The following is a 23,264-nucleotide window of genomic DNA, read 5'->3' as shown; positions in this document are numbered from 1 at the left end:
AACTAATTACAACTTAGTGTTTCTCATTTATATAAACACGCCAAATTCAATGTAAACTTATGTAAAAATTACTTCCCCCATTTTTTCACCAACATCTCCCACCAAAAAAATTAAACCAATAAAAACAAACAACTTGGGTTTAACTTCTTCTGTTATAATCATATTCATAATGGTCACAACCTCTTTGATTTATTGCTCCTTGAGATTTAAACTAATCTAATCACATTTCAATAAATTTAAGGGAATAAATGTGTCTACAAAAAAAGCTCTAATACTTCCATTACTCTTACTACTCAATGGGTGCGGCAGCAGTGACGCTCCGGCGGAAAATTCAGGAAACACACCTGACGCAACCGCTAACTCATCAGAACAGTCGAATAATCCGCCAGATCAAACGACTGATACACCTGATAGCACAACCACACCACCAAATAGTGGCAGCGACGACACCGGCGGTGGCAACGATAACGGCGGTGGCAACGATAACGGCGGTGGCGACGATAACAGCGGTGGCGACGATAACAGCGGTGGCGACGATAACAGCGGTGGCGACGATAACAGCGGTGGCGACGATAACAGCGGTGGCGACGATAACGGCGGTGGCGACGATAACGGCGGTGGCGACGATAACGGCGGTGGTGATGATAACGGCGGTGACGATGATAACGGCGGTGGCGACGACTCAGATAAAGAGCCTGATTTACCTGATACAGATGGTGACGGCACTCCTGATGAAGAAGACCCCTTTCCACTAGATCCAAAACATTCAAATAACTCAGTTGCGTCAGACGTGACTTTAAGTTTACAAAGCGATAAAAACAACTTAATTACTTTCAAATGGCTAGATACCTTTAGCGATGAGAAAGGTTATAAAATACAAAAGTTACAAAACACGGCTGGCAGAAATTCTCAGAACAGTGCAGAGTGGAGCACAGTTGCATCAATTGGTCCTGCTCCTGAAGGCTTATACGCTGAGCAAACGATTGAGAGCGAATCATCTGCTCATTATCGTGTCCTGGTAGTAAATAGCGATGATACAGAGTCAATATTAAGTTCATCACAAGACGTTGTTAGGTTTAATATTGAACAGCAGACTATCGAGCAATTAACCCTTACGTTTCCTGATGGGCAAACATCTCCATACCAAGGGACCATTAATATCGGGTTATCCCAAACAGTACAAAGTACTCAATGGTTTATTGACACCCAAAACATGTGCGCTCTACATAATTACTGTGGCGCTGAAGATGCTCAATTAAATACGGCTATATACTCTGATGGTACCCACCGTATCGACGTCACCGCAGAAGTGTCACCAAGCATATTTGTTCAAGTTAGTCAGACAATTGATATATACAACCCCAACTTAGAGCTAATCGTTGCGATAAAGGACTATCAAGATAAAAAGGTTATTGCAGCAATTGGTAAAACCAAATCGGAAATTGAAACCGTTTCATATTGGGTGAATGGTGTATTAGTTGAAACACAGACAGAAGAAACTCCAATTACAGTAGATACATGCGAGAGTGAGCATATCATATGTAATACAACGTATCCTTTCCATATATTATGGGACCCAGAGTATGGAGACAACGAAATAAAAATCGTAGCGCAAGATACGGATGGCGTAGTAAAAGAGCGTGCGTTTAAAGAGGTTGTCAATTCTCCAGCAGTTATAGACATAACTTCACCACGAGATAATTCATATATTTCAGATGACACATTAATCATGGAAGGCCGTATCACCGATGAAAGTGAGAATATAACCACATCTGTATACTTTGGGGATATTAAGCTAGCAGAGAAAAAAGGCACTGGCGAATTTTCATACACCTACCCTTTGAATGGCTTACCAAAGGGAGACTATATGTTTTATATGATTACTTTTGATGAGTATAACGTCAGGTCATCTGACCAAATAGATTTTTATTATGACCCAGACCTTGCCGAAAGGAATTTGGTATATGAAGTTCCCGAAGACCACAAAATAATAACCATTAATGACAAGCAATTGTTATTAAAGGACATGCGTAGCTACCATTCAAAAGAGTCTATCGATAAATATACAGTTGTTGATTTATCTGCTAATCCAGTAACTACTAGAGAGTTCAGCTTTTCAGGTGATCGAAAAAGTGTATATAGCGAAACAGTCAATAGCACAGGGGGTTTTGCAGGCAGTTTTGGCTCACCAGGCCTTCGAGATTTATACGTAAACAAAGATGGAAATAATATTAATTTAAGCGCCTTAATCACTGAAGGAAATGGTGATGATGAATATTTTAACTTTGAAAGCAACTCCATAATACAATCAACGACTGATAATAGCGGAGTATATTTATGGAATTTAGATTTATTAACTTATGAATTTTTACAGGCGCCAAATAACGATAAAAACTACAAACCGAAGTTTATTAACGATAATTATTGGTCATGCCAAGCCTCTTACATTAATTACATTAGTGACGTATTCATTTATCAATATGGTACTGACACACAACCTATCAGGTTAACTAACAATCAAGAGGCAGGAGAAAACGGTTCTTATTGTATAGGTATAAATAATGAATACATTTTCTATTATACATCCCACTCTGAGAAAAATGAGTTATTGATGTATAATATAGAAACCAAAACCACAACAAAGCTGAGTGACCAGGTCAGATCAGCGCTATCTAATGTAATATTAAAAGATAACTTATTAGTTTGGGAAGATCGTATAAACAACGAGTACAACCAAATCACCATTAAGGACTTTAACAATGGTCATACAGAAACTATTAGTCATGTAGGTTTAAGAAAACTCGACTTTGGGAGAGTAAGTTACACTAAAAAACTTGAAGATAGACTCTACCCACTATATATTTGGGATAGAACGACGCAAAAATCTGAAAGGAAATGGGACCCTGTTGCTAGCGACCACTTCATAAGCTCAGATACCAATTACATTATTTCTTACAAATTAATATATGACATTGGGAAATAAAGTTACTAATAATTAAATTTATTATCAGGGGCAGAATTTACCTTCACCCCTGATAATAAAACTAAAATTAAAGAGAACCAATCCCACTTCCTAAGTTCACATAAATACGAGAACCTTTTCCTTACAGGTTAAAACCATAATTCATTGAGTACAGTGGCGATACTCCTCACACCCACACTTACCAAAGTGCATCAACTTGATCCAGCACTGCTTTTACCACGGGGTTATTTAGCGCTGATTGTTTTGCCACTATGTTCAGTGATATCTCAAAGTCCAACAAGGTGAGCCGCTGTGCTTGCTTGGCTGTAACCATGGCTTGTGCCACTTCCAATTCGATAAAACTGGCGCCAACGCCCTGTTCAACTAAACTCGCACGAGAGGCGTTATCTGCACTTTGTACCTGTGATTTAATGGACTGAGTAATCCGCTTTTGCAGTGCCGTATCGAATGGGCAATGCTCACCAACGCTTATCCAAGGTAGATCAGCTAGATCGTAAACATTTTGAATCGCGGTAATATCAAATGAGGTTGGCACTATCGTGGTAATGGGCTGCAAAGCTAACTCGGTATGAAATAGGTCAGGCGAACTATCACCATAAACAAATCCGCCATCCAATTCACCACTGCTTACCTTTTCAAGAATTTGCCCTGTGTTCAGCGCATGCAGCTCAAGCTCAATACCCGGGCAGTGGCAAACCAAAGCTTTGACCAACTCTGCAATACGCAATGTACTTGCGTCTCGGTTTAAACCCAGTTTAAAGGTGCCTATCACTTGATCTGCATTTTCTACCGCCAGATTCACCATGTCTGTGGCGCTGTCTAAAGTTTTTTGCGCTTGCAAGCGCAACTGCTCGCCTTTTGGGGTCAAACGCATGCCTTTGCTGGTGCGCTCAAATAATGTGGTTTTCAGCTCATCTTCTAATGCGCGAATATGGGCACTGACTGCAGGCGGTGTAGTAAACAACTGTTTTGCAGCCTTGGTTAAATTGCCCGTTTCAGCAACCACCACAAATGACCTTAAATGGTAAAATTCCATGTGCTCACTCACCTGATTTGAATCTGAACCACAAATATACAACAGGCTGTCACCAAGACCTATTCACAATGTGTGAACATCGCGTTCAGAAATGATGAATTTACCCAGTGCAACGCCCTTTGTAAGCTGTTACAACACCAACCAAACAGGACAAATACTGATGACAAATATTCAAATAAACAATACCGCAGAACCAAGTGCAGCACGGGCACACTTTAGTGCAAAGTTAGACTGTGAAACGGATTGCAGCGATGTGTATGCCGATATCAAGCAAGGGACACAGCACTTTGTGCTCGTAGATACTCGCTCTGTACACGCTTTTGCCAAGAGCCATGCGATCACCGCTATAAACATACCCAATAATGAAATCACCGCCGCACGTATGGCAGACTTTGCACCCGACACCTTGTTTGTTGTGTACTGCTGGGGCCCCGGTTGCAATGGCGCGACCAAGGCTGGATATAAACTGGCTCAGCTAGGTTTAAAAGTCAAAGAAATGATAGGTGGGATCCACTACTGGGAAGACTTTGAGCGCTACCCAGTTAATAGACGCTTGGGCGACCCACAACAGTAACCGCATAGAGCTTGTTATAAACAAGCTCTATCGCTCTCAAATTAAACAAGTACCGCTGAAAGTCCCGTGGTGCAACACGGCTTTTTATATCAGCTAATAAAAATATCGTCTGCCCGAACATCAGAATAAAAACACCTCAACATGCGCAAATCACAAGCAAATGAACGCTCAACATGCTCAGTTTTGCAATGTTTTTGAGCACCCATGTCTCGGGGCAGATAAATCCGCACTTTAAATTGGGTTTAAATAGACAAATATAAAACTGACCACAATACTCAAATTGTCATCAAAGTTATATGAGCGGCTATGAAGCAAGCTAGGTTATTCTTCTTTTTACTCTTTGGCATCCTCAGCCACACCTTGTATGCCAACACCGTGGAGCACAAGCTGATTGTGTCAATGCATCCACTTGAGCCTTTTGTCTATATTGAAAATGGTAAAGTCACCTCAGGTTTTGTCGCAGACATCTACAATCAGATGGCTAGTCGTCTGTCTCATTACCAGCCTGTGCAAGTCAGCTCTTTTGCCCGAGGATTAAACATATTAAAGCAACCTCCAAAAAGAGTTATGTCACCTTCTGGTAAAGTCACTTTGTACCATAGAGCGCACCTTATCGTCGCAAAGACGACTGAGCGACTCCCTGCCTTTAAATGGGTGGGGCCTTTTTTATATGACGGTTCTGTTTTATATAAACGCTCAAGCGATAAAAGAGAGTTTAAGCAGCTGGGAGACATTCGCCGTCATCAAGCAACCTGTGTATCACAACGTAAAGTCGCGGACACAGAGATATACAAAAAATATCAGATCCCATACCATGAAACGGACAGCCAACTTGAAGCGATTCAATTACTTCTACAGCCCAGAAGCCGCTTTGATTGCACAATTATTTCACTGATGAATACCCGGGAAATACTCGCTTCTTCTGGCTACTCACTCGATGCCTTAACCCACATGTCTATTCAGCTACCCCCGCATGGCGTGTATATGGCTTTTTCTGCGCAAACGCCAGATACAATTATCAACAAATGGCAATCTGCACTCGATGAATTGGACTCACAAGGCCTTAGACTCACCTATATTCAAAAGTACGTGCCTTTTTATACACAAGAGCTCGAACTCATGTTGCGAGGTGCACTGGATAGTCACAGCCAGTCACACCCATGATTCTGTACTTCGATTGCATCAAACTGGTCCCAAATTAATTACAATTAAAACTATTAAACCCGCTGTGCATATGAAATTCATTACTATCTCAAGACATACCTAGCAAAGGTAGGAAAAATATTTGCTAAATACTCTATAAAAGGGGGCTTTTTTGCTTAATCCCATAGCAATCTGTAACGTAGCTTTAATTATCCCCCTCAAAAAGTTACAATAAAAAATATTAGAACTCTAACTAAATAGATTCCTGTATATAAAACAGGCATAGAGGGTTATATGCAAACTTATGAGGCAACACCATTATTGCCTAATGACAAGCAACATAAACTGCTTGCAATGGAAATACAGACGCAACATCTCTGTGACAACACACTCCATCATATAGAGAATACAGCAAATCAAAACCGCAACACCAAAGTGCTGCTACAAGTTAAAGAATCAAATTCACTTGCCTTAATGTCGAATGGATATCAAATCGAGGCAACCATCCCCAAACTATATTGCAATGAAGATGCGATTTTTGCTGCAAAATACTTAGATAGTCAGCGCAAAATAGAGGAAAACAGCGGTTTATATGATGAAATCCTTGAGCATGTCATCAGTAACACCGATAACGTTGAAGCAACACAACACAATACCTCAATGGCACGGCTTGCAAACCGCTCCGATGCGAGAGGCATTGCCAAGCTCTTCGCAAACGATGATACGCTTTACTCGCATCAGCAAGAGGATGAGCCAAAAATTAAAGCAAGTATGCAAGGCGAACATGAATACGTTGTCATTGACTACTTGGATAATATAGTTGCTGCGGTCAACATCAAGCATGACGCAAAAACAAAAAGCTGCTTTGTACAAGATTTGTCCGTTGCCTCTTTTGTTCAGAGTCAGGGGATGGCGACCACTTTAATTGACTTCGTGCTGGACCGACTGCTTCGTAATGACGTAAAAACAATACATTGTCAATGCATTGCTGATGATTATGCAATGAATAAAGTGCTAGCGCGCCATGAGTTTAATTTTGGTGGACGCCTTACTAACCAAATTATTGCTCAAGACCAGCTACATTCCGTAAACATGTGGTCCAAGAAGTTATTAAAAGACCGCTAATGCGGTTACCTCAATGACAAATGTATTATTTTGTCCTTAGCCAAGCAAAGTAATTTGTAGTCTAATCAATAGAGTTTCACTATGAAAAAAGACAACACCTCTCTAAATCTCCCCGTTTTTTACAGCGCGTCAGCAATTGTATTGGCGTTGGTGATTTTTGCAGTGATCAGCCCTTCAACTGCCTCATCACTCTTTTCTGTTACTCAATCAGCCATCACCCAAAATGGCAGCTGGTTTTATGTCTTAACCGTCGCCATCATATTAGGCTTAGTCGTGTATTTGAGCATGTCACGTTTTGGCGAGATTAAATTAGGACCCGACCACTCGGACCCCGATTATAGTTTTTCGACTTGGCTGGCCATGTTATTTGCCGCTGGCATGGGCATAGGTTTGATGTTTTTTGGTGTCGCTGAGCCCGTGATGCACTTTGTCTCGCCGCCGTCTGCAAATACCGGCTCAGTTGAAGCCATCAAAGAAGCCATGCGGATCACCTTTTTCCACTGGGGGTTCCACGCATGGGCCATCTACGCCATTGTGGCGATGATTTTGGCTTATTTTAGTTATCGACATAAATTACCACTGACACTGCGATCAGCGCTTTACCCGATTATTGGTGACAAAATTCATGGCTGGATAGGCCATACTGTGGATGTTTTTGCTGTTGTCGGCACTGTATTTGGTGTCGCGACCTCTTTAGGCCTGGGCGCAGCGCAGGTCAACTCTGGGCTAGCCTACTTGTTCTCTTTTGATGTCTCGGTGCAAAATCAAGTCATCATTATGATCACCATTACGGCACTGGCATCTATCTCCGTGGCGACGGGGTTAGATAAAGGCATTAAAATTCTATCCCAGACCAATATGATACTCGCTGTAGTACTGTTAGCCCTGATCTTCTTTATTGGCCCAAGTGTGTTTTTACTGCAAGCATATGTACAAAATGTCGGTGACTATTTATCGGATATTGTGTCTACCACCTTCAACTTATTCGCGTATGAGAAAAAAGATTGGATTGGCGGCTGGACGATTTTTTATTGGGGTTGGTGGCTTGCTTGGGCACCTTTTGTCGGCCTCTTTATTGCTCGTATATCAAAGGGCCGTACTATTCGAGAGTTTGTGATTGGCGTCACCTGTATTCCGACCGCATTCACCTTATTGTGGATGACCATTTTTGGTAACTCGGCACTGGCAATGATTTTTGAGCAAGGCATGACAGGGATCTCAGATATGGTCAGCAACAACTCGGCCGTTGCCCTGTTTGTATTTCTAGAAAACTTCCCTCTGTCTGAGTTTTTAATCGGCCTATCTATCATCATGATTGTGGTGTTTTTTGTCACCTCTTGTGACTCTGGTGCCATGGTTATCGATATGCTCTGCTCAAACGGCAGCAATAACACCCCACTTTGGCAGCGATTATTTTGGTCGATTGGGGTCGGGGTTGTCGCCGCAGCGCTGAGCTTAGCGGGCGGTCTTGATGCACTGCAAACACTCACCATAGTTAGTGCTCTGCCATTCTCAGTGGTACTGCTCGTTGCCTGTTACGGCCTCATTCGCGCACTGCGTATTGACGATGCCAAACGCAGTACACACACCATGCCAATGACGTTTGATAACCAAGTCAATGATGAGCAAACGTGGCAAGAGAGCCTTGCGCTGCTTATCGCGACGCCAGCTAAAGGTAAGGTTGATAAATTTATCTTAAAAGAGGTGAAACCTGCGCTGAAAAAAATCAGGAATGAATTTGAAAGCAACCAAGTCGAGGCTGAAGTCAAAGTAAATAACGCAGCCGTTATTCTTACCGTTCATCACGGTGACGAGCACGACTTCATTTATGGTGTGTATAAAAGTGAAGCATTGCAACCAGATTTTACGCAAAGTGATGTCGCAGATAGTGACTCGTATTATCGCGCCGAGGTGTACCTCAGTGAAGGCGGTCAAAACTATGACATCATGGGGTGGTCTGAAAGCGCCATCATCAGCGATGTATTAGCGCAATATCAAAAGCACCTTCACTTCTTAAATGTGCTGCGAGAGTAGCACGGTTACTTTCCCGATTCGGTTTGGTTCATCGGTGCTATCTCAAGCACCGGTGCCGCATCGAGTTCATTTGCATCCATCATGGTGGCGATCCGCTGCATAGACGAGAGTAACAAGGATTGCTCCCATTCCTCTAACTCACAAAAGTTTTGTATAAAGTGTTCTTGCAATGGCTGCGGTGCATCAATTAATAAATTCTTCCCTTGTGGAGACAAAAACAGACTCACACGACGTTTATCTTGTGCGCTGCGCACTCGCTCGACTAAACCTCGGCTCTCCAAACGATCAAGTATGTTGGTCACCGTCGCGGCACTTAAATTAACATGCTTCGCGATTTGGCTAGCAGTGACACCTTTTACGCGCGCAATTTCCTGCATAATCAATAGTTGTGGACCAGTCAGCCCCGATGACTTATTAAGTTGCTTTGAATGCAAGTCAATGGCGCGGATCACCTTTCTAATTGAGACTAATAGTTCTTCGTACTTTTCCATTTATTAGCGCTTCCGAACAATACCAATTTCGCCAGTATAATCGCTTCAGTGGCGCTGAACCACAACAAATCACAATCAGTATCAACAGCCAAACGACAACAAATGCGCGACAGTATTCAGCCAAGTTAGTATTAAATACCTGCATTTGGCGATAATGGTTAAATTAATAACCCGCCGTAAAAACTTTCTCCACATACGTCGCCGACTCGGCTTCATTAATTAGCGCAATTGCAAAGTCTTGCCATGAAATATGCGACTTGCCCGTCTCATCAACCAATAACTCGCCCTCACTGACTCTAAACTGTTCGGTACGTGCGCCTTCACCAATCAATGCCGAAGGACTGGCATAACTCCAATTCTGATTTTCATGTGCTTCACAATGTTGATATTGCTCAAAGCAGGCTTGAGCGATGTCTTTCCATGCGGGGGGGACCAGCGAAGTATCGTTTAAAACCAGACCACCGTTCGAGTTGGGAACCGTCAAGCAAGCCGCGCCACCTACGAGTAATAAACGTGTGCGTGTCTCTCGTAAGCCTGTCAGTAAAGACTCCGCAATATCGACAAGTTGCTTTTCCTGGCCCGCCGTTGGCCTGGTTGCACTGATCACCAAATCTTGCCCTTTACTCAAGCGGATCACATCTTGAATGTCATTTACATCACCCACTTGCGCATACGCCTCAGCAGGTAGCTGTGACACTTTTCGCACATCTCGCGTTACCGCCGTCACTTGATGTCCTCGTGCAATTGCTTCATTGACGACCGCCTGACCTATATTACCTGTGGCTCCAAATACTGTGATACGCATGTACTTCTCCTTTCAATTTATATGCTTAAGAAACACCTCCACTTTAAAAGTATTTTCAATCATAGGAATTAACCTAGGTTTATTTCTGCAAAAAATAAAAATTCAAAGGAATAAACCTAGGTTCATTACAACCTACCTGCTTACGATTAAGCTAGGCACTCAATGAAAACAAGGAGCAAACACCATGACAGACATGCAAATCGTAAACGACTATTTGGCTGATTTAGCGCTTACTGAGCTTCCACTTGACACGGATTTTTTAGCGCAGCTGCAAAGCCGACATGTGGCTAAACATACATTCAACAGTGTATCAGCAGTGTTAAAACACCCCTTACCTTTGGAGGTAGACCATCTGTTCACTAAAATCATCCAAAAGCAATTTGGTGGATATTGTTTCGAACATAACAAGCTGGTTTTTCATGTCCTGAAAAATTTAGGTTTTGAAGTAAAACTGCTGCTCGCCAAGGTGGTATACAACAGAGATGTAGAAGTGCCGAGAACGCACAGAGCAACGCTCGTCACATATCAAGGTACACACTATTTACTCGATGTTGGCTTTGGACCGCAAGGAGCGATATTCCCGCTTAAGCTGGTGTTAGATGTACCACAGCGACAAGGGCACATGACCTATCGCATAAGTCAAAATAAAGCCCAAGAGTACTGCTTTGATGTTTTAAAAAATGGGGAATATTTCACACTCTACACTTTTGATCTTAACCACTATAGCGAAGCAGACTGTGAACTCAGTCACTTTTACTCTCACAAGCATCCCAATGCTGCTTTTGTAAACAACTTGGTTGTCAGTAAAAAAACGCTTAATGAAACACATTCTCTGAGAAATGGTGAATATCACCATATTACCGCTAACCACACCGACGTCACCGAAATTGATAACATCGAGCAGCTCCACCAGCTACTTACTGGGGTGTTTTCGCTCAATATTGATGAGGCAATCTCCGCCTATTTATTTAGCAAGTTTGCAAAACCTGCACAACAAAGCTGATCCCTTTACCGAGGTGAAAATTATGAATCACACGCTCGCCCAGCCCATACTCCTGCTTGTATGGGTCGGCTTACTCTCCTCATCGTTTGTGGTGTCTGGCAAAGTACTGCCTTACGCCAGTCCAATTGCAGCGACTTGCTTGCGCTTTATCCTGACAAGCCTTTGCCTCGCGCCGCTTGTTTGGCGCTCCAGCAACGTCAAACTAACCGTAAAGCAAATCGGGCAATACACTTTGATCAGTGGCTTTTTAGTGCTGTTTTTTGTCGGCTTATTTGAATCTTTAAAAACCATAACCGCAGAAAAAACGGCGGTCATCTATACCTTACTGCCACTCATTAGTGTGTTTTTGAGTTTTATATTTATGGGCATTAAAACCCGCACAAGCCAATTACTCGGTTTTTTGATTGGCACCGCCAGCGCTATCTGGATGCTCATAAATGGGCAGAATAACCTGCAGGCTCTAAGCAAATGGCAATATGGAGACACTGTGTTTTTAGCTGCCTGTTTTTGTCTCGCCATGCATGTTATTTTGATAAAAAAGTGGGCAACCACACAGTCAGCCCTGACCAGCACATTTTATATTGCACTCCTTGGTAGCCTGCTGCTTTTACCCATTATGCTGTTTTATGGTGACCTCACACATTTAGTTTGGCAGAGCCACACATTTTGGACATGGCTCATCTACTTAACTTTGTTTACGACACTGGGCACTTTCTTTTTGCAGCAACACTTATTAAAAAAGGTAAGCCCAAATGCTTTTTTAGCCATGACCTATTTAGTGCCCGCATTTGTGATCTTTTTTCAAGGCGGATTGTCCCAATTTTTACTTAGCACACCCGCTTTATTAGTTGCATTTTTTGCACTTTACTTGATAACGCGTGCACCCTAACATGTTCCTATAAAGTCGTATCATCAAGGAATGTCGCTTGAACATACAACATAAGCTCGCAGATTTCGTCTCTTTTTTCAGTACCGACGCAAAGCCTCTGTGCACCGAAGATTTTCAAAAGTATGGCTTACAAGGCAAACTCAAACACCATCCTAAAAATGCTTTACTAATGAGCCAAGGCAGTCCCGCACCCAACTTATTTTTTATCACTCAAGGGGACGTGCGCTACTTTAACGTCTCTGCGGAGGGAAAAGAGTTTACGCAAGCCTTTGCCAGCGCACCTTGTATCGCCGGTTCTACTCGCGCTATGACACAAAATACGCCTGCATTATTTAGTATTGAAGCTTTAGATGATGTGATCTGTCTTGAATTTGAATGGCATACTTTCTTTCATACCATGAAATCACACCCAGGGTTTTTAGAGGCTTATACGCAACTACTGGAAAACCTCTTTATCAAAAAAGAAGAGCGTGAGTATGCCTTTGTCCATCACAGTGCAGAGCAAAGGTATTTAAACTTTATTGACCGAAACCCTGAACTCAGTGAGCGCGTCCCCCTAAAAATGGTCGCTTCGCATATTGGTATTACCCCCATAGCGCTGAGCCGTATTCGCAGGAAATTGGCATTGTAAACGTTGAAATTAGAAAAAACTAAAACTCATGTAATTATTTTTGGTGTGAAATTTACTCATCATTGAATAAATAATTCATCTAGAACAATACAATTTCTTTCCATTGGGGTAACCTGAGAAACCACCATACAAATGGAATGAGGACCATGAGTTTTATATTAACAACACAATGTAGTGACGATATCGGGCTAATCGCCAAAATAACCAGCCTATGTCACGAGCATCATTTAAATATTGTTCGTAACAATGAGTTTGTAGACAGAGAAGGTAAACGCTTTTTTATGCGAACCGAATTAACCGGTACGCCGACCGAGCAGTTTATTTCGCAGCTCCAAGCTAATTTGCCTGATGATGCGCTAGTAAAATTACACAGCCCGACAAAAGTAAAAGTGGTATTACTCGCCACAAAAGAAGCACATTGCTTAGGTGGTGTGTTGCTCAAGCAATTTGAAAATGCGCTTAATATTGAAGTACAAGCCGTTATTGCTAATTATCCTACTTTAGAACCTCTAGCAAACGCGTTTGATATCCCTTTTCACTGCTTGTCTCATGAAGGTTTAAGCCGTACAGAGCATGATCAACAGGTGGGCGACTTAATTGAAAGTTACAATCCAGATTTAGTTTGCCTAGCGAAATATATGCGTATTTTAAGCCCTGAATTTGTTGCTCGATTTGAAGACAAGATCATCAACATTCACCATTCATTTTTACCCGCATTCATCGGTGCTAAGCCTTATCATCAAGCATTTGAACGCGGCGTGAAAATCATTGGGGCAACAGCCCATTTCGTCAATAATGAATTAGATGAGGGGCCTATCATTGTACAGGATGTCACGCAAGTGACGCATGCTGATACAGCGGATGCGATGGCCAAAATAGGCAGAGATATTGAAAAAACCGTTTTTTGTAAAGCGCTGCAACTGGCTTCAGAGCACAAGCTATTTATCAATGGTAACAAAACCGTTGTTTTTAAATGATAGCCTCAGTAAAGAAGGTGCAAAAGTAGCTTAATGCTACTTTGCCGCCTCGATTGGTTCTAATTGTAATTTGGAAGCGATCAATACAGCTTGGGTGCGGTTATACACACCGAGTTTTCTAAATATAGCGGTAATATGCGCTTTCACCGTGGCTTCTGAGATATTCAGCTCGTACGCAATTTGCTTGTTTAGTAGCCCTTCATGCAAGTACTGCAGTACTTTATATTGCTGTGGCGTGAGTGAAGCAATTTGCTGTGCCAACTCTCTATCTTCCCCATCAAGGTCTTGGATTTGCTCCTTGATATCAACGGGGAGCCAACTCTCGCCCTCTAAGACTTGCTGTAAAGCACTGACAATATCTTGTGAGGAAGATGCCTTCGGTATGAAGCCCATTGCGCCGTAGCCCATAACTTTAGATATGACATTCAAATCTTCACTGCCTGAAACCACAACAATAGGCAGGGCTGGGTGGTCTTCTCTTATTCTTATAAGACCATATAAATCACCATTACCTGGCATATGTAAATCAAGCAATAGTAAATCTAAGTCATCATACTGAGACAACCGCTGTAATGTTTGCTCAAAGTTTTCTGATTCGATAACTTCAAGGCCTTCAAACTGATTTTGCAAAGCCCCCTTTAACGCTTCTCTAAACAGGGGGTGATCATCCGCAATTAAAAACTGATTCATGCATAGCTCCTAAAAAATCGGCTGTCTTTAGTATAAAGACAGCCGATATAGTACGTTTAGAATTCGCTAAATTTCAAGTTTTTAACGCTCAATTAACGGTTTAAACGATTTTCAATTAATTCATCAACTACAGTTGGGTCTGCAAGTGTCGACGTATCGCCGAGCTGTTGATACTCATTTGCCGCAATTTTACGTAAAATACGACGCATAATTTTACCTGAACGCGTTTTCGGTAAGCCTGGTGACCATTGGATCATATCTGGTGATGCAATTGGGCTTAACTCTTTACGTACCCAGCTTCTTACTTCTTTTGTTAGGTCATCAGTGACAACCACGCCTTCATTTGGTGTGACATAAACATAAATGCCCTGACCTTTAATATCATGCGGATAACCCACAACTGCAGCCTCAGCAACTGCTTCGTGAGCAACTAACGCGCTTTCAATTTCAGCTGTACCAAGTCTATGTCCTGATACATTCAATACATCATCAACTCGGCCTGTGATCCAGTAATAGCCATCTTCATCACGACGACAGCCGTCTCCTGTGAAGTAAACACCAGGATAAGCTGAGAAGTAAGTTTGCTCAAAACGCTCATGGTCACCATACACGGTGCGAGCTTGAGATGGCCAGCTGTCTAATATAACTAAATTGCCTTCTGTTGCCCCTTCAAGTGTATTGCCTTCAGCATCAAATAATGCCGGTGCAATACCGAAAAATGGGCGTGTCGCAGAGCCAGGCTTCATATCTGTTGCACCAGGCAATGGTGTGATCATGATGCCACCAGTTTCAGTTTGCCACCAAGTATCTACAATCGGGCACGCACTATTACCAATTTGCTCGTAGTACCAAGCCCATGCTTCAGGGTTGATTGGCTCACCCACAGATCCCATAATTCTTAAGCTTGTGCGTTCAGAGCTAGCTGTAGGCTCATCGCCTTTGGCCATCAGCGCGCGAATGGCAGTTGGTGCAGTATAAAGAATGGTGACTTGGTGTTTATCAACCACTTCACCAATACGGCCAGAAGTTGGATAAGTTGGTACACCTTCAAAAATAACTTGTGTGCATCCGTTAACCAAAGGACCATAAGCCATGTAACTGTGACCTGTGATCCAACCTACATCAGCAGTACACCAAAAAACGTCATCCTCTTGTAGGTCAAATACATACTCATGTGTCATGGATGCGTAGACGAGGTAGCCGCCTGTCGTATGTACAACACCTTTTGGCTGACCTGTTGAACCTGATGTATATAAAATGAAAAGCGGGTCTTCTGCATTCATCGGCTCAGGCGTACACTCAGTCGGTACATCAGCAACTAGCTCATGCCACCAAACGTCATGTGCGTTCCACTCAACCTCACCGCCCGTTAGCTGATGTACAATAACATGCTCAATGGTCGTGACTGATTCCTGTGATACGGCTTCATCCACATTGGCTTTCAATGGTACAGCATTGCCACCACGACGACCTTCGTCTGACGTGATCACAACTTTTGCACCTGAGTCTTTAATACGATCTGCAATTGCAGATGGAGAGAAACCACCAAATACCACAGAGTGAATTGCCCCAATGCGCGCGCATGCTTGCATGGCATAAATAGCCTGTGGGGTCATTGGCATATAAATAGCAACGCGATCGCCCTTTTGAACACCTAGCTTTTTAAGGCCATTTGCTAATTTAGCCACTTCATCATGTAACGTTTGAAAAGTAATATTTTCACTGTGCTCTGGGTTATCACCTTCCCAGATCATGGCAACCTTATTGGCATTTTTTTCTAAGTGGCGGTCGATACAGTTATATGAGGCATTCAACACACCATCTTCAAACCACTTAATGCTGATATGGCCTTTGTCAAAAGACGTGTTTTTAACTTTATTATAAGGTGTGAACCAGTCTAGGCGTTTACCATGTTCAGCCCAAAACCCCTCAGGGTTGTCAATCGACTGCTGATACAGTGCTTGATATTGTTCATTATCTACAAGTGCAGCCTGCTTGATCGCTTCAGGTACCGGATAAATGCTCTGTGACATACTCATCTCCATATTAATTACTTGCCTATAGCGGCTTCTCTCAAGGATCACTTACAAGCAAACGATTAAGTATTAGACCTTAGTTGTAATTGTTGCTTTAAGTTTATCCAAACTGGGAATATTTAACTATAAATTAACGAGCACCAGCATACTGTCTCTCACTCAGTAAGACCAGAGGGCCAGTTGTGACAAGATAAAAAGAAGTGTAATCAATTATTGCCACACGTATTTTTTGAAAAGATGTGAGCTATTCAACCTTAGTCTCATAGACCAATGGGTAATTGAGTAAATAACAGTCATCAGAAAAAGTGGATGAGAAATAATTCTCTGCATTGCAACGAACAAGCAGTATTATAGGAACAACCTTATGACAACTAAAATTAATATGAACATGAAACTTGCTGCGGTTGCAGTGTCAAGCCTACTCTGTAGCCAAGCTATGGCTGCAAACCTCGACAATACAGATGTCAGCTATGGTGGTTATATCAAATTGGATGCCATTTGGAGTGACTTTTCAGATGGTACACTAGGCTCTCAGCATATAGGTAGAGACTTTTACGTGCCAGGCACGACACCGGTCACACCTAGCACAGGCGAGGATGCCGTATTTGATATGCACGCACGCCAATCTAGATTTAACTTTGGCACAGCAACAAAGCTAGACGATGGCAGTACCATCAAAACCAAAATTGAATTGGACTTCATCGCATCAGTGGGTGGCAATGAGCGAGTAAGTAACTCATATTCACCGCGTATCAGGCAGGCTTTTGTGACTTATAAAGGCTGGCTATTTGGCCAAGCCTGGTCAAACTTCCAAAACGTAAGTGCACTGCCTGAAACTCTAGACTTTGTCGGGCCAGCAGAAGGTACTGTGTTCGTGCGTCAAGCCATGGCAAAATACACCGTCGGTAACTGGTCATTCTCAGCAGAAAACCCTGAAAGCACAATTACCACCACAGGTGGTGCTCGTGAGGTCACTGATGATGCTCAAATGCCAGACTTTACTGCTCGCTACAACTATAAGGCAGACTGGGGGCACTTTACCGTCGCAGCACTCGCAAGACAGCTTACCTATAAAACAGGTGCAGCCGACGAAACTGAGAGTTCGTTCGGAGTAAGTGCATCAGGTCGGGTCAACTTTGGTAAAAACAACCTAAAGTTCATGTTAACTCACGGCCAGGGCTTAGGTCGATACGTTGGCTTAAATGTGGCGCATGGCGCAGTTTATGACGGCACTGATTTACATGCCATAGACTCTACTTCAGGGTTTATTGCGTATCAGCACTACTGGAATTCGCAGTGGCGCTCAACATTTTTATACTCTTACTTCAGTGCCGATAACGATGCAAGTTTGCTAAACGTCACTGGCGACCCAACAGATATGACCACCAGCTACAGTGCCAACATCTTATATTCACCAGTGAAAAAACTCACTTTTGGCGCGGAATACAAAATGGCCAACAGAGAAGTCCACAGCGGTGCTGAAGGTGATTTAGACAGACTGCAATTTTCAGTCAAATACGCCTTTTAAGTCTCCCTGAAAGGCTAAACAAAAAAACCACCAAACGGTGGTTTTTTTATGTCTTATTCTGACTTTTGCTCTCGGCCTAATAGTGCCATGGCAGCTTCTTTAACATCTTTTTGCTCATAGAGCACTTGGTAGATTTGCTCTGTGATCGGCATTTCAATACGACTGCGTTTAGCCAGTAAAAAAACTTCTTTGGTATTGCGATAACCTTCAACGACTTGACCAATGCTGCTCATTGCATCATCAACACTTTTTCCTTGCCCAAGCGCCAAACCAAAGCGTCTATTTCTAGACTGGTTGTCGGTACAAGTAAGGATTAAATCGCCTAGTCCTGCCATACCCATAAAAGTTTCTGTCTTTGCACCAAGCGCACAGCCTAAACGACATAACTCAGCCAAGCCTCGCGTGATCAGCATGGTCCGCGTGTTGGCACCAAAGCCAAAGCCATCTGACATGCCGGCGCCTATGGCAATCACATTCTTGACTGCACCACCGAGCTGAATACCGATAAAATCATCGTTACTGTACACTCTGAATGAGCGGCTACAATGTAGTAAACTCGCCAGCTCTGTACGAAGCCCTTCATCTCTTGCTGAAACAGAAATAGCCGTTGGTAAGCCTGCTGCCATCTCTTTTGCAAAAGTAGGCCCTGATAAAACGGCTAAAGGCACTTCTTCACCAAGTACTTCTTTGGCCACTTCCTCTAAAAGCCTGCCCGTATCTGGCTCTAAACCCTTAGTGGCCCATGCAACCTGTGCTCCATTTTGAAGATGAGGTTGGATTTGCTTAAGAGTTTGAGCAAACGCATGGCTTGGTACCACAACCAAGACAATTTTGCTTGCTTGAACTGCACGTGCCAAGTCAGTCTCTAACGTCAGAGACGCGGGAAACTCAATATCAGGAAGGTAGCGTTGGTTTTGACGTTCAGCAGCCAATTGTTCAATATCAGCTTGTGTGCGTCCCCATAAAGTTACTCGGTGACCGTTTCGAGCAAAACAAATAGCAAGGGCGGTGCCATAAGACCCCGCCCCTAATACGGTCACAGCAGACTGTGATGTATTCATAGATTATGCGTCAGCTGTTTGCTCTTGCGCTGCACGTTGTTGCATGTACTGAGCAAATAGTGCGTCGAAGTTAACTGGTGCAAGGTTAAGCTGTGGGAAAGTACCACGGTTAACTAAGCTTGCAACTGCTTCACGAGCGTAAGGGAAAAGGATGTTAGGGCAGAAAGCACCTAGCATATGAGCAAGTTGTAGCTCTTCTAGTTCGCCAACAGAGAAAATACCCGCTTGTTGAATTTCACATAGGAATGCTGTTTCTTCGCCAATCGTCGCAGTCACTGTTAATGCAAGAACAACTTCAAATACGCCTTCGTCTAGCTTAGCTGAACGCGTATCCATATCTAGCTTAACTTCAGGTGTCCACTCTTTTTGGAAAATAGCAGGAGAATTTGGCGTCTCAAAAGATACATCTTTAGTGTAGATGCGCTGAATGTTGAATTGTGGGCCTTCTTGTTGTTCTGCTGCCGCGTTTTGATTTTGTTCAGTCATTATTATTCCTATAAATTTTTGTTAAACAGCACTTACTAAATACTTTAAGTGCTGGAAATTTTTTAATTTCGCTCGACTAAGCCAATAACTGGGTTAGTTTGCCTTGAGCTTCAAGTGCCATCATATCATCACAGCCACCAATGTGCTGCTCATTGATAAAAATTTGTGGCACAGTATGTCCGCCATTGGCTTTTTCGATCATCTCATCACGAAGTTCAGGCTGTACAGCAATATCATACTCTGTATATGTGACGCCTTTGCTATCTAATAGCGCCTTCGCACGATGACAAAACGGACAATAATCTTTGGTGTAGATAACTACATTGTTACTCATTTTTTCACTCCAATTACTTGCCAGTTGTCGTTGGTAGTCCTGCACTTTGCCATGAGCTCATGCCGCCAGATAGCACATGTAGCTTTTCATAGCCCTGCTGCTTCATTCTTTCAGCAATGTTGTTGGCAGTCATACCTGTATTACACACAAGTATAATGGGCGTTGTTTTGTACTTTTCAAGTCCACCAAAGTCATTTTGTTTTGCTTTGTCGACATTCATCATCTCAGCACCTGCGATCCTGCCTGCCGTGAACTCTTTTTTGCCACGCATATCGAGCACTTGTGCATCTTCGCGATTGATCAACATAGTCAATTGCTGAGGGTTGATCTGACGAATTGATGAAAATAGGCTTTTATACCAGCTGTGTACCAACATGATTGCTAGGACGACCCAGATAATGCTTAATACAGGGTGATTGGTGAAAAAAGTTATATATTGTTCCATGAACCTTGCCACTTAATTAGCAGATAAAACTTACAGTGCAGCGAGTATACGTTTTTACGTCCCTTGGTACAAACCTATTGTCATACACTGTAAAGAAGGTATCTTTAAATTCTCTTTTTAGACCTCTGGTAACAAACATCCACAATCGCTATTCACAGCGGGCTTTATATGAAAGGTGTTACCATTAGATTAATCAATCTTGAACATAAATCACCAGCTTAGGGCTGAATTTTCGAGCTAAACAGGGTATTCTATGCGCCATCTATCGTGCATTTTTCAGGAGCCCAAATGACTACGAAGAAAAAACCACTGGTACTTATCATTTTAGATGGCTGGGGATATAGAGAAGAAACACAAAGCAATGCAATCCTCGCGGCTAATACACCTGTTCTTGATTCGCTTTGGCAATCTCAGCCAACAACGCTAATTTCAGGGTCTGGTCTAGATGTCGGTTTGCCTGACGGCCAAATGGGTAACTCTGAAGTAGGTCATGTCAACCTGGGTGCAGGAAGAATCGTCTATCAAGACTTTACTCGTATCACCAAAGCCATTGATGATGGTGAGTTTGCCCATAATCCAACCTTAGTTAAAAGCATTGATGATGCAGTTGCACAGGGTAAAGCCGTGCACTTAATGGGTCTACTAAGTCCAGGTGGTGTTCACAGTCATGAAGACCACATTGTCGCCAGCATTGAGCTTGCCGCACAACGCGGTGCCAAAGATATTTATTTCCACGCGTTTTTAGATGGTCGTGATACACCGCCACGCAGTGCAAAAGCGTCTATTGAGCGTATTGAAGCGCTTTTTGCTCGTCTTGGCACGGGCCGCTTAGCGTCAATTGTCGGTCGCTACTACGCGATGGATCGTGATAATCGCTGGGAACGTGTTGAGCAAGCATACAACCTGATGGTGTGTGGTGAGGCGCAATATTCGTTTGCAGACGGTATTGAGGCATTAGAAGCTGCATATCAACGCGATGAAAATGATGAGTTTGTCAAAGCAACAAGTATCACGCCAGAAGGCCTGCAAGCAGCTCAAATCAATGACGGTGATGCAATTCTATTTTTAAACTTCAGGGCAGACCGCGCAAGACAAATGACACGTGCATTTGTCGATACAGATTTTGCTGGCTTTGAGAAGAAAAAAGCTCCTGCACTTAGCAGCTTTGTCATGATGACGGAATACGCAGCAGACATCGACGCCCCTATCGCATTTGCCCCTGAAAAGCTAAACAATGTGCTTGGCGAATGGCTTGCAAAACATAACAAAACACAGCTTCGTATTTCAGAAACAGAAAAGTATGCACACGTTACATTTTTCTTTAGTGGCGGCCGTGAAGACTTATTTGAAGGCGAAAAGCGCGAACTCATCCCGTCACCGCAAGTAGCAACATACGACTTACAACCTGAAATGAACTCAGAAATGCTGACAGACAAACTTATCGAAGCCATTCAAGGCGGTGAGTATGATGCCATTATCTGTAACTATCCGAATGGCGACATGGTCGGCCACTCTGGTGTATTTGATGCCGCGGTAAAAGCATGTGAAGCAGTCGATAACTGTATCGGTCGTGTTGTTGATGCACTGAAAGAGCATGGTGGCGAAGCACTTATCACAGCTGACCACGGTAATGCTGAGCAAATGCAAGACCCAAGCACAGGACAGGCACACACAGCACATACCAGCGAGCCAGTGCCATTTATATATGTCGGTCGTGATGCCGAGCCACAAGCCAATAAGACACTGAGCGACGTAGCACCAACCATGCTGCATCTGATGGGTCTAGAGCAACCAGCAGAGATGACTGGTTCGCCAATTATGCACTTAAAATAAATATGGTAAGAGGTAAACTCGCCAACTTAGTTTTAGTGATTTCATTGTTCTCGGCACATGCCGAGGCCAATGAATCACAAACCAAAGCAGATTTGGCTGCAGTTCAGGCTGAATTAAAAAAGAGTCAGGCTGCTTATAAAGAACAACAAGCGTCTTTTAGTGCACTCAAACAGCGCTTGCAGTCCTTTGAACTTGAAATTGCCCGAAGTGCAAAAGCGTTGACGCTGACACAACAAGGGATCAGCGAAAATAAACAACAGCAGTATGCTCTCGAGCAAGAAAGCGCACAGCTGAATCGCCGCAAACACAAGTTACAAAAGCTGCTTGCTGCGCAACTAAAAAGTGCCTATGTCACTGGCAGCCATGACTATTCGAAGATGCTGCTCAACCAACAAAAAACCGCAGCACTTGAGCGCACAATTAGCTACTACGACTACTTTAACAAAGCACGGATCAATCAATTAGAAGATCTAAAAATGGTCTTTGTTGAGCTTGAAGAAAACCAACAAGCGCTGGTCAAATCTCAGCAACAACTCATTGCACTCCTTGAGCAACAGCAGATCAGGCAAAGTGACTTACAGCTTGCGCAAAAACAGCGTCAAACACATTTAGGCAAGCTGAATGATAAACTGCTTAAAACCCAGTCAGCCATCGCTTATTTAGAAGAAAACGAAACCACTTTAAAAACCACCTTAGAAGCCCTCGCGGAAGTACAGGCTCCTACAGAAGAGGTATTTATTGCCAAATTAGACGGTCTGCAACGGCTAAAAGGAAAATTGGCATGGCCACTAAAAGGCAAAATCAAAAAGCGGTTTGGCCAACGTAAACACGTGGGTATGAATTGGAAAGGCGTTATGATTACCGGTAAAACAGGCACTGAAGTTAATAGTGTTGCGCCAGGCCATGTGGTTTATGCGGATTGGCTAAATGGTTTTGGTTGGGTCATTGTCCTTGACCATGGCAAAGGGTTTATGAGCTTATATGGGCACGCACAAACCCTTTTAAAAGATGTTGGCGACCATGTAAACCCAGGGGATGCCATCGCATTAGTGGGACAAAGCGGCGGACAACAAAATCCTGGGCTATACTTCGAAATACGGCATAAAGGAAGCGCTGTGAATCCAGTTAAATGGTGCAGATCAAGTTAAATGAATAACCTA

General features: G+C 43.0%; 21 protein-coding genes. 12 read left to right on the top strand and 9 right to left on the bottom strand.

Annotation, left to right across the window (positions count from 1 at the left end):
• Positions 1-250: 250 nt before the first annotated feature.
• Positions 251-2,983, top strand: a complete 2,733-nt coding sequence (locus tag L1077_RS11950; RefSeq protein WP_237137051.1) for a hypothetical protein — start codon at positions 251-253, stop codon at positions 2,981-2,983.
• Between the two features lie 178 nt (positions 2,984-3,161).
• Here L1077_RS11950 and L1077_RS11945 read toward each other — a convergent pair whose 3' ends face one another.
• Complete coding sequence (locus L1077_RS11945) at positions 3,162-4,019, bottom strand: LysR family transcriptional regulator (RefSeq protein ID WP_237137050.1); 858 nt, start codon at positions 4,017-4,019, stop codon at positions 3,162-3,164.
• Positions 4,020-4,179: 160 nt separating this feature from the next.
• Here L1077_RS11945 and L1077_RS11940 point away from each other — a divergent pair, with 160 nt between their 5' ends.
• The 4 genes from L1077_RS11940 (at position 4,180) to L1077_RS11925 (ending at position 8,895) form a co-directional block, all read left to right on the top strand.
• Complete coding sequence (locus L1077_RS11940) at positions 4,180-4,593, top strand: rhodanese-like domain-containing protein (RefSeq protein WP_237137049.1); 414 nt, start codon at positions 4,180-4,182, stop codon at positions 4,591-4,593.
• Positions 4,594-4,899: 306 nt separating this feature from the next.
• Positions 4,900-5,757: a substrate-binding periplasmic protein gene (locus L1077_RS11935; RefSeq protein WP_237137048.1), complete on the top strand. Its 858-nt coding sequence runs from the start codon at positions 4,900-4,902 to the stop codon at positions 5,755-5,757.
• 273 nt (positions 5,758-6,030) lie between these two features.
• The gene (locus L1077_RS11930) at positions 6,031-6,861 is read left to right on the top strand and encodes a GNAT family N-acetyltransferase (RefSeq protein ID WP_237137047.1); all 831 of its coding nucleotides are present in this window, start codon (positions 6,031-6,033) and stop codon (positions 6,859-6,861) included.
• Positions 6,862-6,942: 81 nt separating this feature from the next.
• Positions 6,943-8,895 carry a BCCT family transporter gene (locus tag L1077_RS11925; protein WP_237137046.1) on the top strand — a complete coding sequence of 651 codons (1,953 nt, stop codon included), beginning with the start codon at positions 6,943-6,945 and terminating at the stop codon, positions 8,893-8,895.
• Between the two features lie 5 nt (positions 8,896-8,900).
• On the opposite strand, the gene L1077_RS11920 is transcribed toward L1077_RS11925, so the two are convergent.
• A complete protein-coding gene (locus tag L1077_RS11920; protein ID WP_237137045.1) occupies positions 8,901-9,386 on the bottom strand; it encodes a MarR family winged helix-turn-helix transcriptional regulator in 486 nt (161 codons plus the stop codon).
• A 163-nt stretch (positions 9,387-9,549) separates the two neighbouring features.
• The gene (locus tag L1077_RS11915) at positions 9,550-10,191 is read right to left on the bottom strand and encodes an NAD(P)-dependent oxidoreductase (RefSeq protein WP_237137044.1); all 642 of its coding nucleotides are present in this window, start codon (positions 10,189-10,191) and stop codon (positions 9,550-9,552) included.
• 184 nt (positions 10,192-10,375) lie between these two features.
• Between L1077_RS11915 and L1077_RS11910 the strand changes: the two genes are divergently transcribed.
• The 4 genes from L1077_RS11910 (at position 10,376) to purU (ending at position 13,691) form a co-directional block, all read left to right on the top strand.
• Entirely contained in the window at positions 10,376-11,194 is an 819-nt protein-coding gene (locus tag L1077_RS11910; RefSeq protein WP_237137043.1) for an arylamine N-acetyltransferase family protein, read from the top strand.
• A 22-nt stretch (positions 11,195-11,216) separates the two neighbouring features.
• Positions 11,217-12,083: a DMT family transporter gene (locus L1077_RS11905; protein WP_237137042.1), complete on the top strand. Its 867-nt coding sequence runs from the start codon at positions 11,217-11,219 to the stop codon at positions 12,081-12,083.
• 37 nt (positions 12,084-12,120) lie between these two features.
• Positions 12,121-12,714, top strand: coding sequence for a Crp/Fnr family transcriptional regulator (locus L1077_RS11900; RefSeq protein WP_237137041.1), 594 nt, complete (start codon positions 12,121-12,123; stop codon positions 12,712-12,714).
• Positions 12,715-12,860: 146 nt separating this feature from the next.
• Complete coding sequence (purU, locus tag L1077_RS11895) at positions 12,861-13,691, top strand: formyltetrahydrofolate deformylase (protein ID WP_237137040.1); 831 nt, start codon at positions 12,861-12,863, stop codon at positions 13,689-13,691.
• A 36-nt stretch (positions 13,692-13,727) separates the two neighbouring features.
• Here purU and L1077_RS11890 read toward each other — a convergent pair whose 3' ends face one another.
• Together L1077_RS11890 and acs are read right to left on the bottom strand one after the other, a co-directional pair.
• Positions 13,728-14,381 carry a response regulator transcription factor gene (locus L1077_RS11890; protein WP_237137039.1) on the bottom strand — a complete coding sequence of 218 codons (654 nt, stop codon included), beginning with the start codon at positions 14,379-14,381 and terminating at the stop codon, positions 13,728-13,730.
• Positions 14,382-14,473: 92 nt separating this feature from the next.
• Positions 14,474-16,414 carry an acetate--CoA ligase gene (gene acs, locus L1077_RS11885; protein ID WP_237137038.1) on the bottom strand — a complete coding sequence of 647 codons (1,941 nt, stop codon included), beginning with the start codon at positions 16,412-16,414 and terminating at the stop codon, positions 14,474-14,476.
• Between the two features lie 367 nt (positions 16,415-16,781).
• Between acs and L1077_RS11880 the strand changes: the two genes are divergently transcribed.
• Entirely contained in the window at positions 16,782-17,945 is a 1,164-nt protein-coding gene (locus tag L1077_RS11880; RefSeq protein ID WP_237137037.1) for a DcaP family trimeric outer membrane transporter, read from the top strand.
• Between the two features lie 53 nt (positions 17,946-17,998).
• Here L1077_RS11880 and gpsA read toward each other — a convergent pair whose 3' ends face one another.
• The 4 genes from gpsA to L1077_RS11860 form a co-directional block, all read right to left on the bottom strand.
• Positions 17,999-19,006, bottom strand: a complete 1,008-nt coding sequence (gene gpsA / locus L1077_RS11875; RefSeq protein ID WP_237137036.1) for an NAD(P)H-dependent glycerol-3-phosphate dehydrogenase — start codon at positions 19,004-19,006, stop codon at positions 17,999-18,001.
• Between the two features lie 3 nt (positions 19,007-19,009).
• On the bottom strand, positions 19,010-19,492 hold the full coding sequence (gene secB / locus L1077_RS11870) for a protein-export chaperone SecB (protein WP_063361015.1): 483 nt from the start codon (positions 19,490-19,492) through the stop codon (positions 19,010-19,012).
• 76 nt (positions 19,493-19,568) lie between these two features.
• Positions 19,569-19,826 carry a glutaredoxin 3 gene (grxC, locus tag L1077_RS11865; protein WP_237137035.1) on the bottom strand — a complete coding sequence of 86 codons (258 nt, stop codon included), beginning with the start codon at positions 19,824-19,826 and terminating at the stop codon, positions 19,569-19,571.
• Between the two features lie 13 nt (positions 19,827-19,839).
• Entirely contained in the window at positions 19,840-20,271 is a 432-nt protein-coding gene (locus tag L1077_RS11860) for a rhodanese-like domain-containing protein (RefSeq protein WP_237137034.1), read from the bottom strand.
• Between the two features lie 288 nt (positions 20,272-20,559).
• Between L1077_RS11860 and gpmM the strand changes: the two genes are divergently transcribed.
• Both gpmM and L1077_RS11850 read left to right on the top strand, forming a co-directional pair.
• Positions 20,560-22,104: a 2,3-bisphosphoglycerate-independent phosphoglycerate mutase gene (gpmM, locus tag L1077_RS11855; protein WP_237137033.1), complete on the top strand. Its 1,545-nt coding sequence runs from the start codon at positions 20,560-20,562 to the stop codon at positions 22,102-22,104.
• Between the two features lie 2 nt (positions 22,105-22,106).
• Entirely contained in the window at positions 22,107-23,252 is a 1,146-nt protein-coding gene (locus L1077_RS11850) for a murein hydrolase activator EnvC family protein (protein WP_237137032.1), read from the top strand.
• Positions 23,253-23,264: the final 12 nt, after the last annotated feature.

It is taken from the genome of Pseudoalteromonas luteoviolacea (assembly GCF_021654285.1).
GTDB lineage: Bacteria > Pseudomonadota > Gammaproteobacteria > Enterobacterales > Alteromonadaceae > Pseudoalteromonas > Pseudoalteromonas luteoviolacea_J.
Note: the sequence above shows the minus strand (reverse complement) of the source record. Positions and strands in the feature narration are given on the sequence as shown.

What these genes read in the sequence shown, in the direction of transcription:
- L1077_RS11920 (WP_237137045.1), bottom strand. Translation starts at nt 9,386, where the DNA reads ATGGAAAAGTACGAAGAACTATTAGTCTCAATTAGAAAGGTGATCCGC.
- L1077_RS11880 (WP_237137037.1), top strand. Translation starts at nt 16,782, where the DNA reads ATGACAACTAAAATTAATATGAACATGAAACTTGCTGCGGTTGCAGTG.
- grxC (WP_237137035.1), bottom strand. Translation starts at nt 19,826, where the DNA reads ATGAGTAACAATGTAGTTATCTACACCAAAGATTATTGTCCGTTTTGT.
- gpmM (WP_237137033.1), top strand. Translation starts at nt 20,560, where the DNA reads ATGACTACGAAGAAAAAACCACTGGTACTTATCATTTTAGATGGCTGG.
- L1077_RS11940 (WP_237137049.1), top strand. Translation starts at nt 4,180, where the DNA reads ATGACAAATATTCAAATAAACAATACCGCAGAACCAAGTGCAGCACGG.
- L1077_RS11905 (WP_237137042.1), top strand. Translation starts at nt 11,217, where the DNA reads ATGAATCACACGCTCGCCCAGCCCATACTCCTGCTTGTATGGGTCGGC.
- purU (WP_237137040.1), top strand. Translation starts at nt 12,861, where the DNA reads ATGAGTTTTATATTAACAACACAATGTAGTGACGATATCGGGCTAATC.
- L1077_RS11850 (WP_237137032.1), top strand. Translation starts at nt 22,107, where the DNA reads ATGGTAAGAGGTAAACTCGCCAACTTAGTTTTAGTGATTTCATTGTTC.
- acs (WP_237137038.1), bottom strand. Translation starts at nt 16,414, where the DNA reads ATGTCACAGAGCATTTATCCGGTACCTGAAGCGATCAAGCAGGCTGCA.
- secB (WP_063361015.1), bottom strand. Translation starts at nt 19,492, where the DNA reads ATGACTGAACAAAATCAAAACGCGGCAGCAGAACAACAAGAAGGCCCA.
- L1077_RS11890 (WP_237137039.1), bottom strand. Translation starts at nt 14,381, where the DNA reads ATGAATCAGTTTTTAATTGCGGATGATCACCCCCTGTTTAGAGAAGCG.
- L1077_RS11860 (WP_237137034.1), bottom strand. Translation starts at nt 20,271, where the DNA reads ATGGAACAATATATAACTTTTTTCACCAATCACCCTGTATTAAGCATT.
- L1077_RS11915 (WP_237137044.1), bottom strand. Translation starts at nt 10,191, where the DNA reads ATGCGTATCACAGTATTTGGAGCCACAGGTAATATAGGTCAGGCGGTC.
- gpsA (WP_237137036.1), bottom strand. Translation starts at nt 19,006, where the DNA reads ATGAATACATCACAGTCTGCTGTGACCGTATTAGGGGCGGGGTCTTAT.
- L1077_RS11930 (WP_237137047.1), top strand. Translation starts at nt 6,031, where the DNA reads ATGCAAACTTATGAGGCAACACCATTATTGCCTAATGACAAGCAACAT.
- L1077_RS11945 (WP_237137050.1), bottom strand. Translation starts at nt 4,019, where the DNA reads ATGGAATTTTACCATTTAAGGTCATTTGTGGTGGTTGCTGAAACGGGC.
- L1077_RS11935 (WP_237137048.1), top strand. Translation starts at nt 4,900, where the DNA reads ATGAAGCAAGCTAGGTTATTCTTCTTTTTACTCTTTGGCATCCTCAGC.
- L1077_RS11910 (WP_237137043.1), top strand. Translation starts at nt 10,376, where the DNA reads ATGACAGACATGCAAATCGTAAACGACTATTTGGCTGATTTAGCGCTT.
- L1077_RS11925 (WP_237137046.1), top strand. Translation starts at nt 6,943, where the DNA reads ATGAAAAAAGACAACACCTCTCTAAATCTCCCCGTTTTTTACAGCGCG.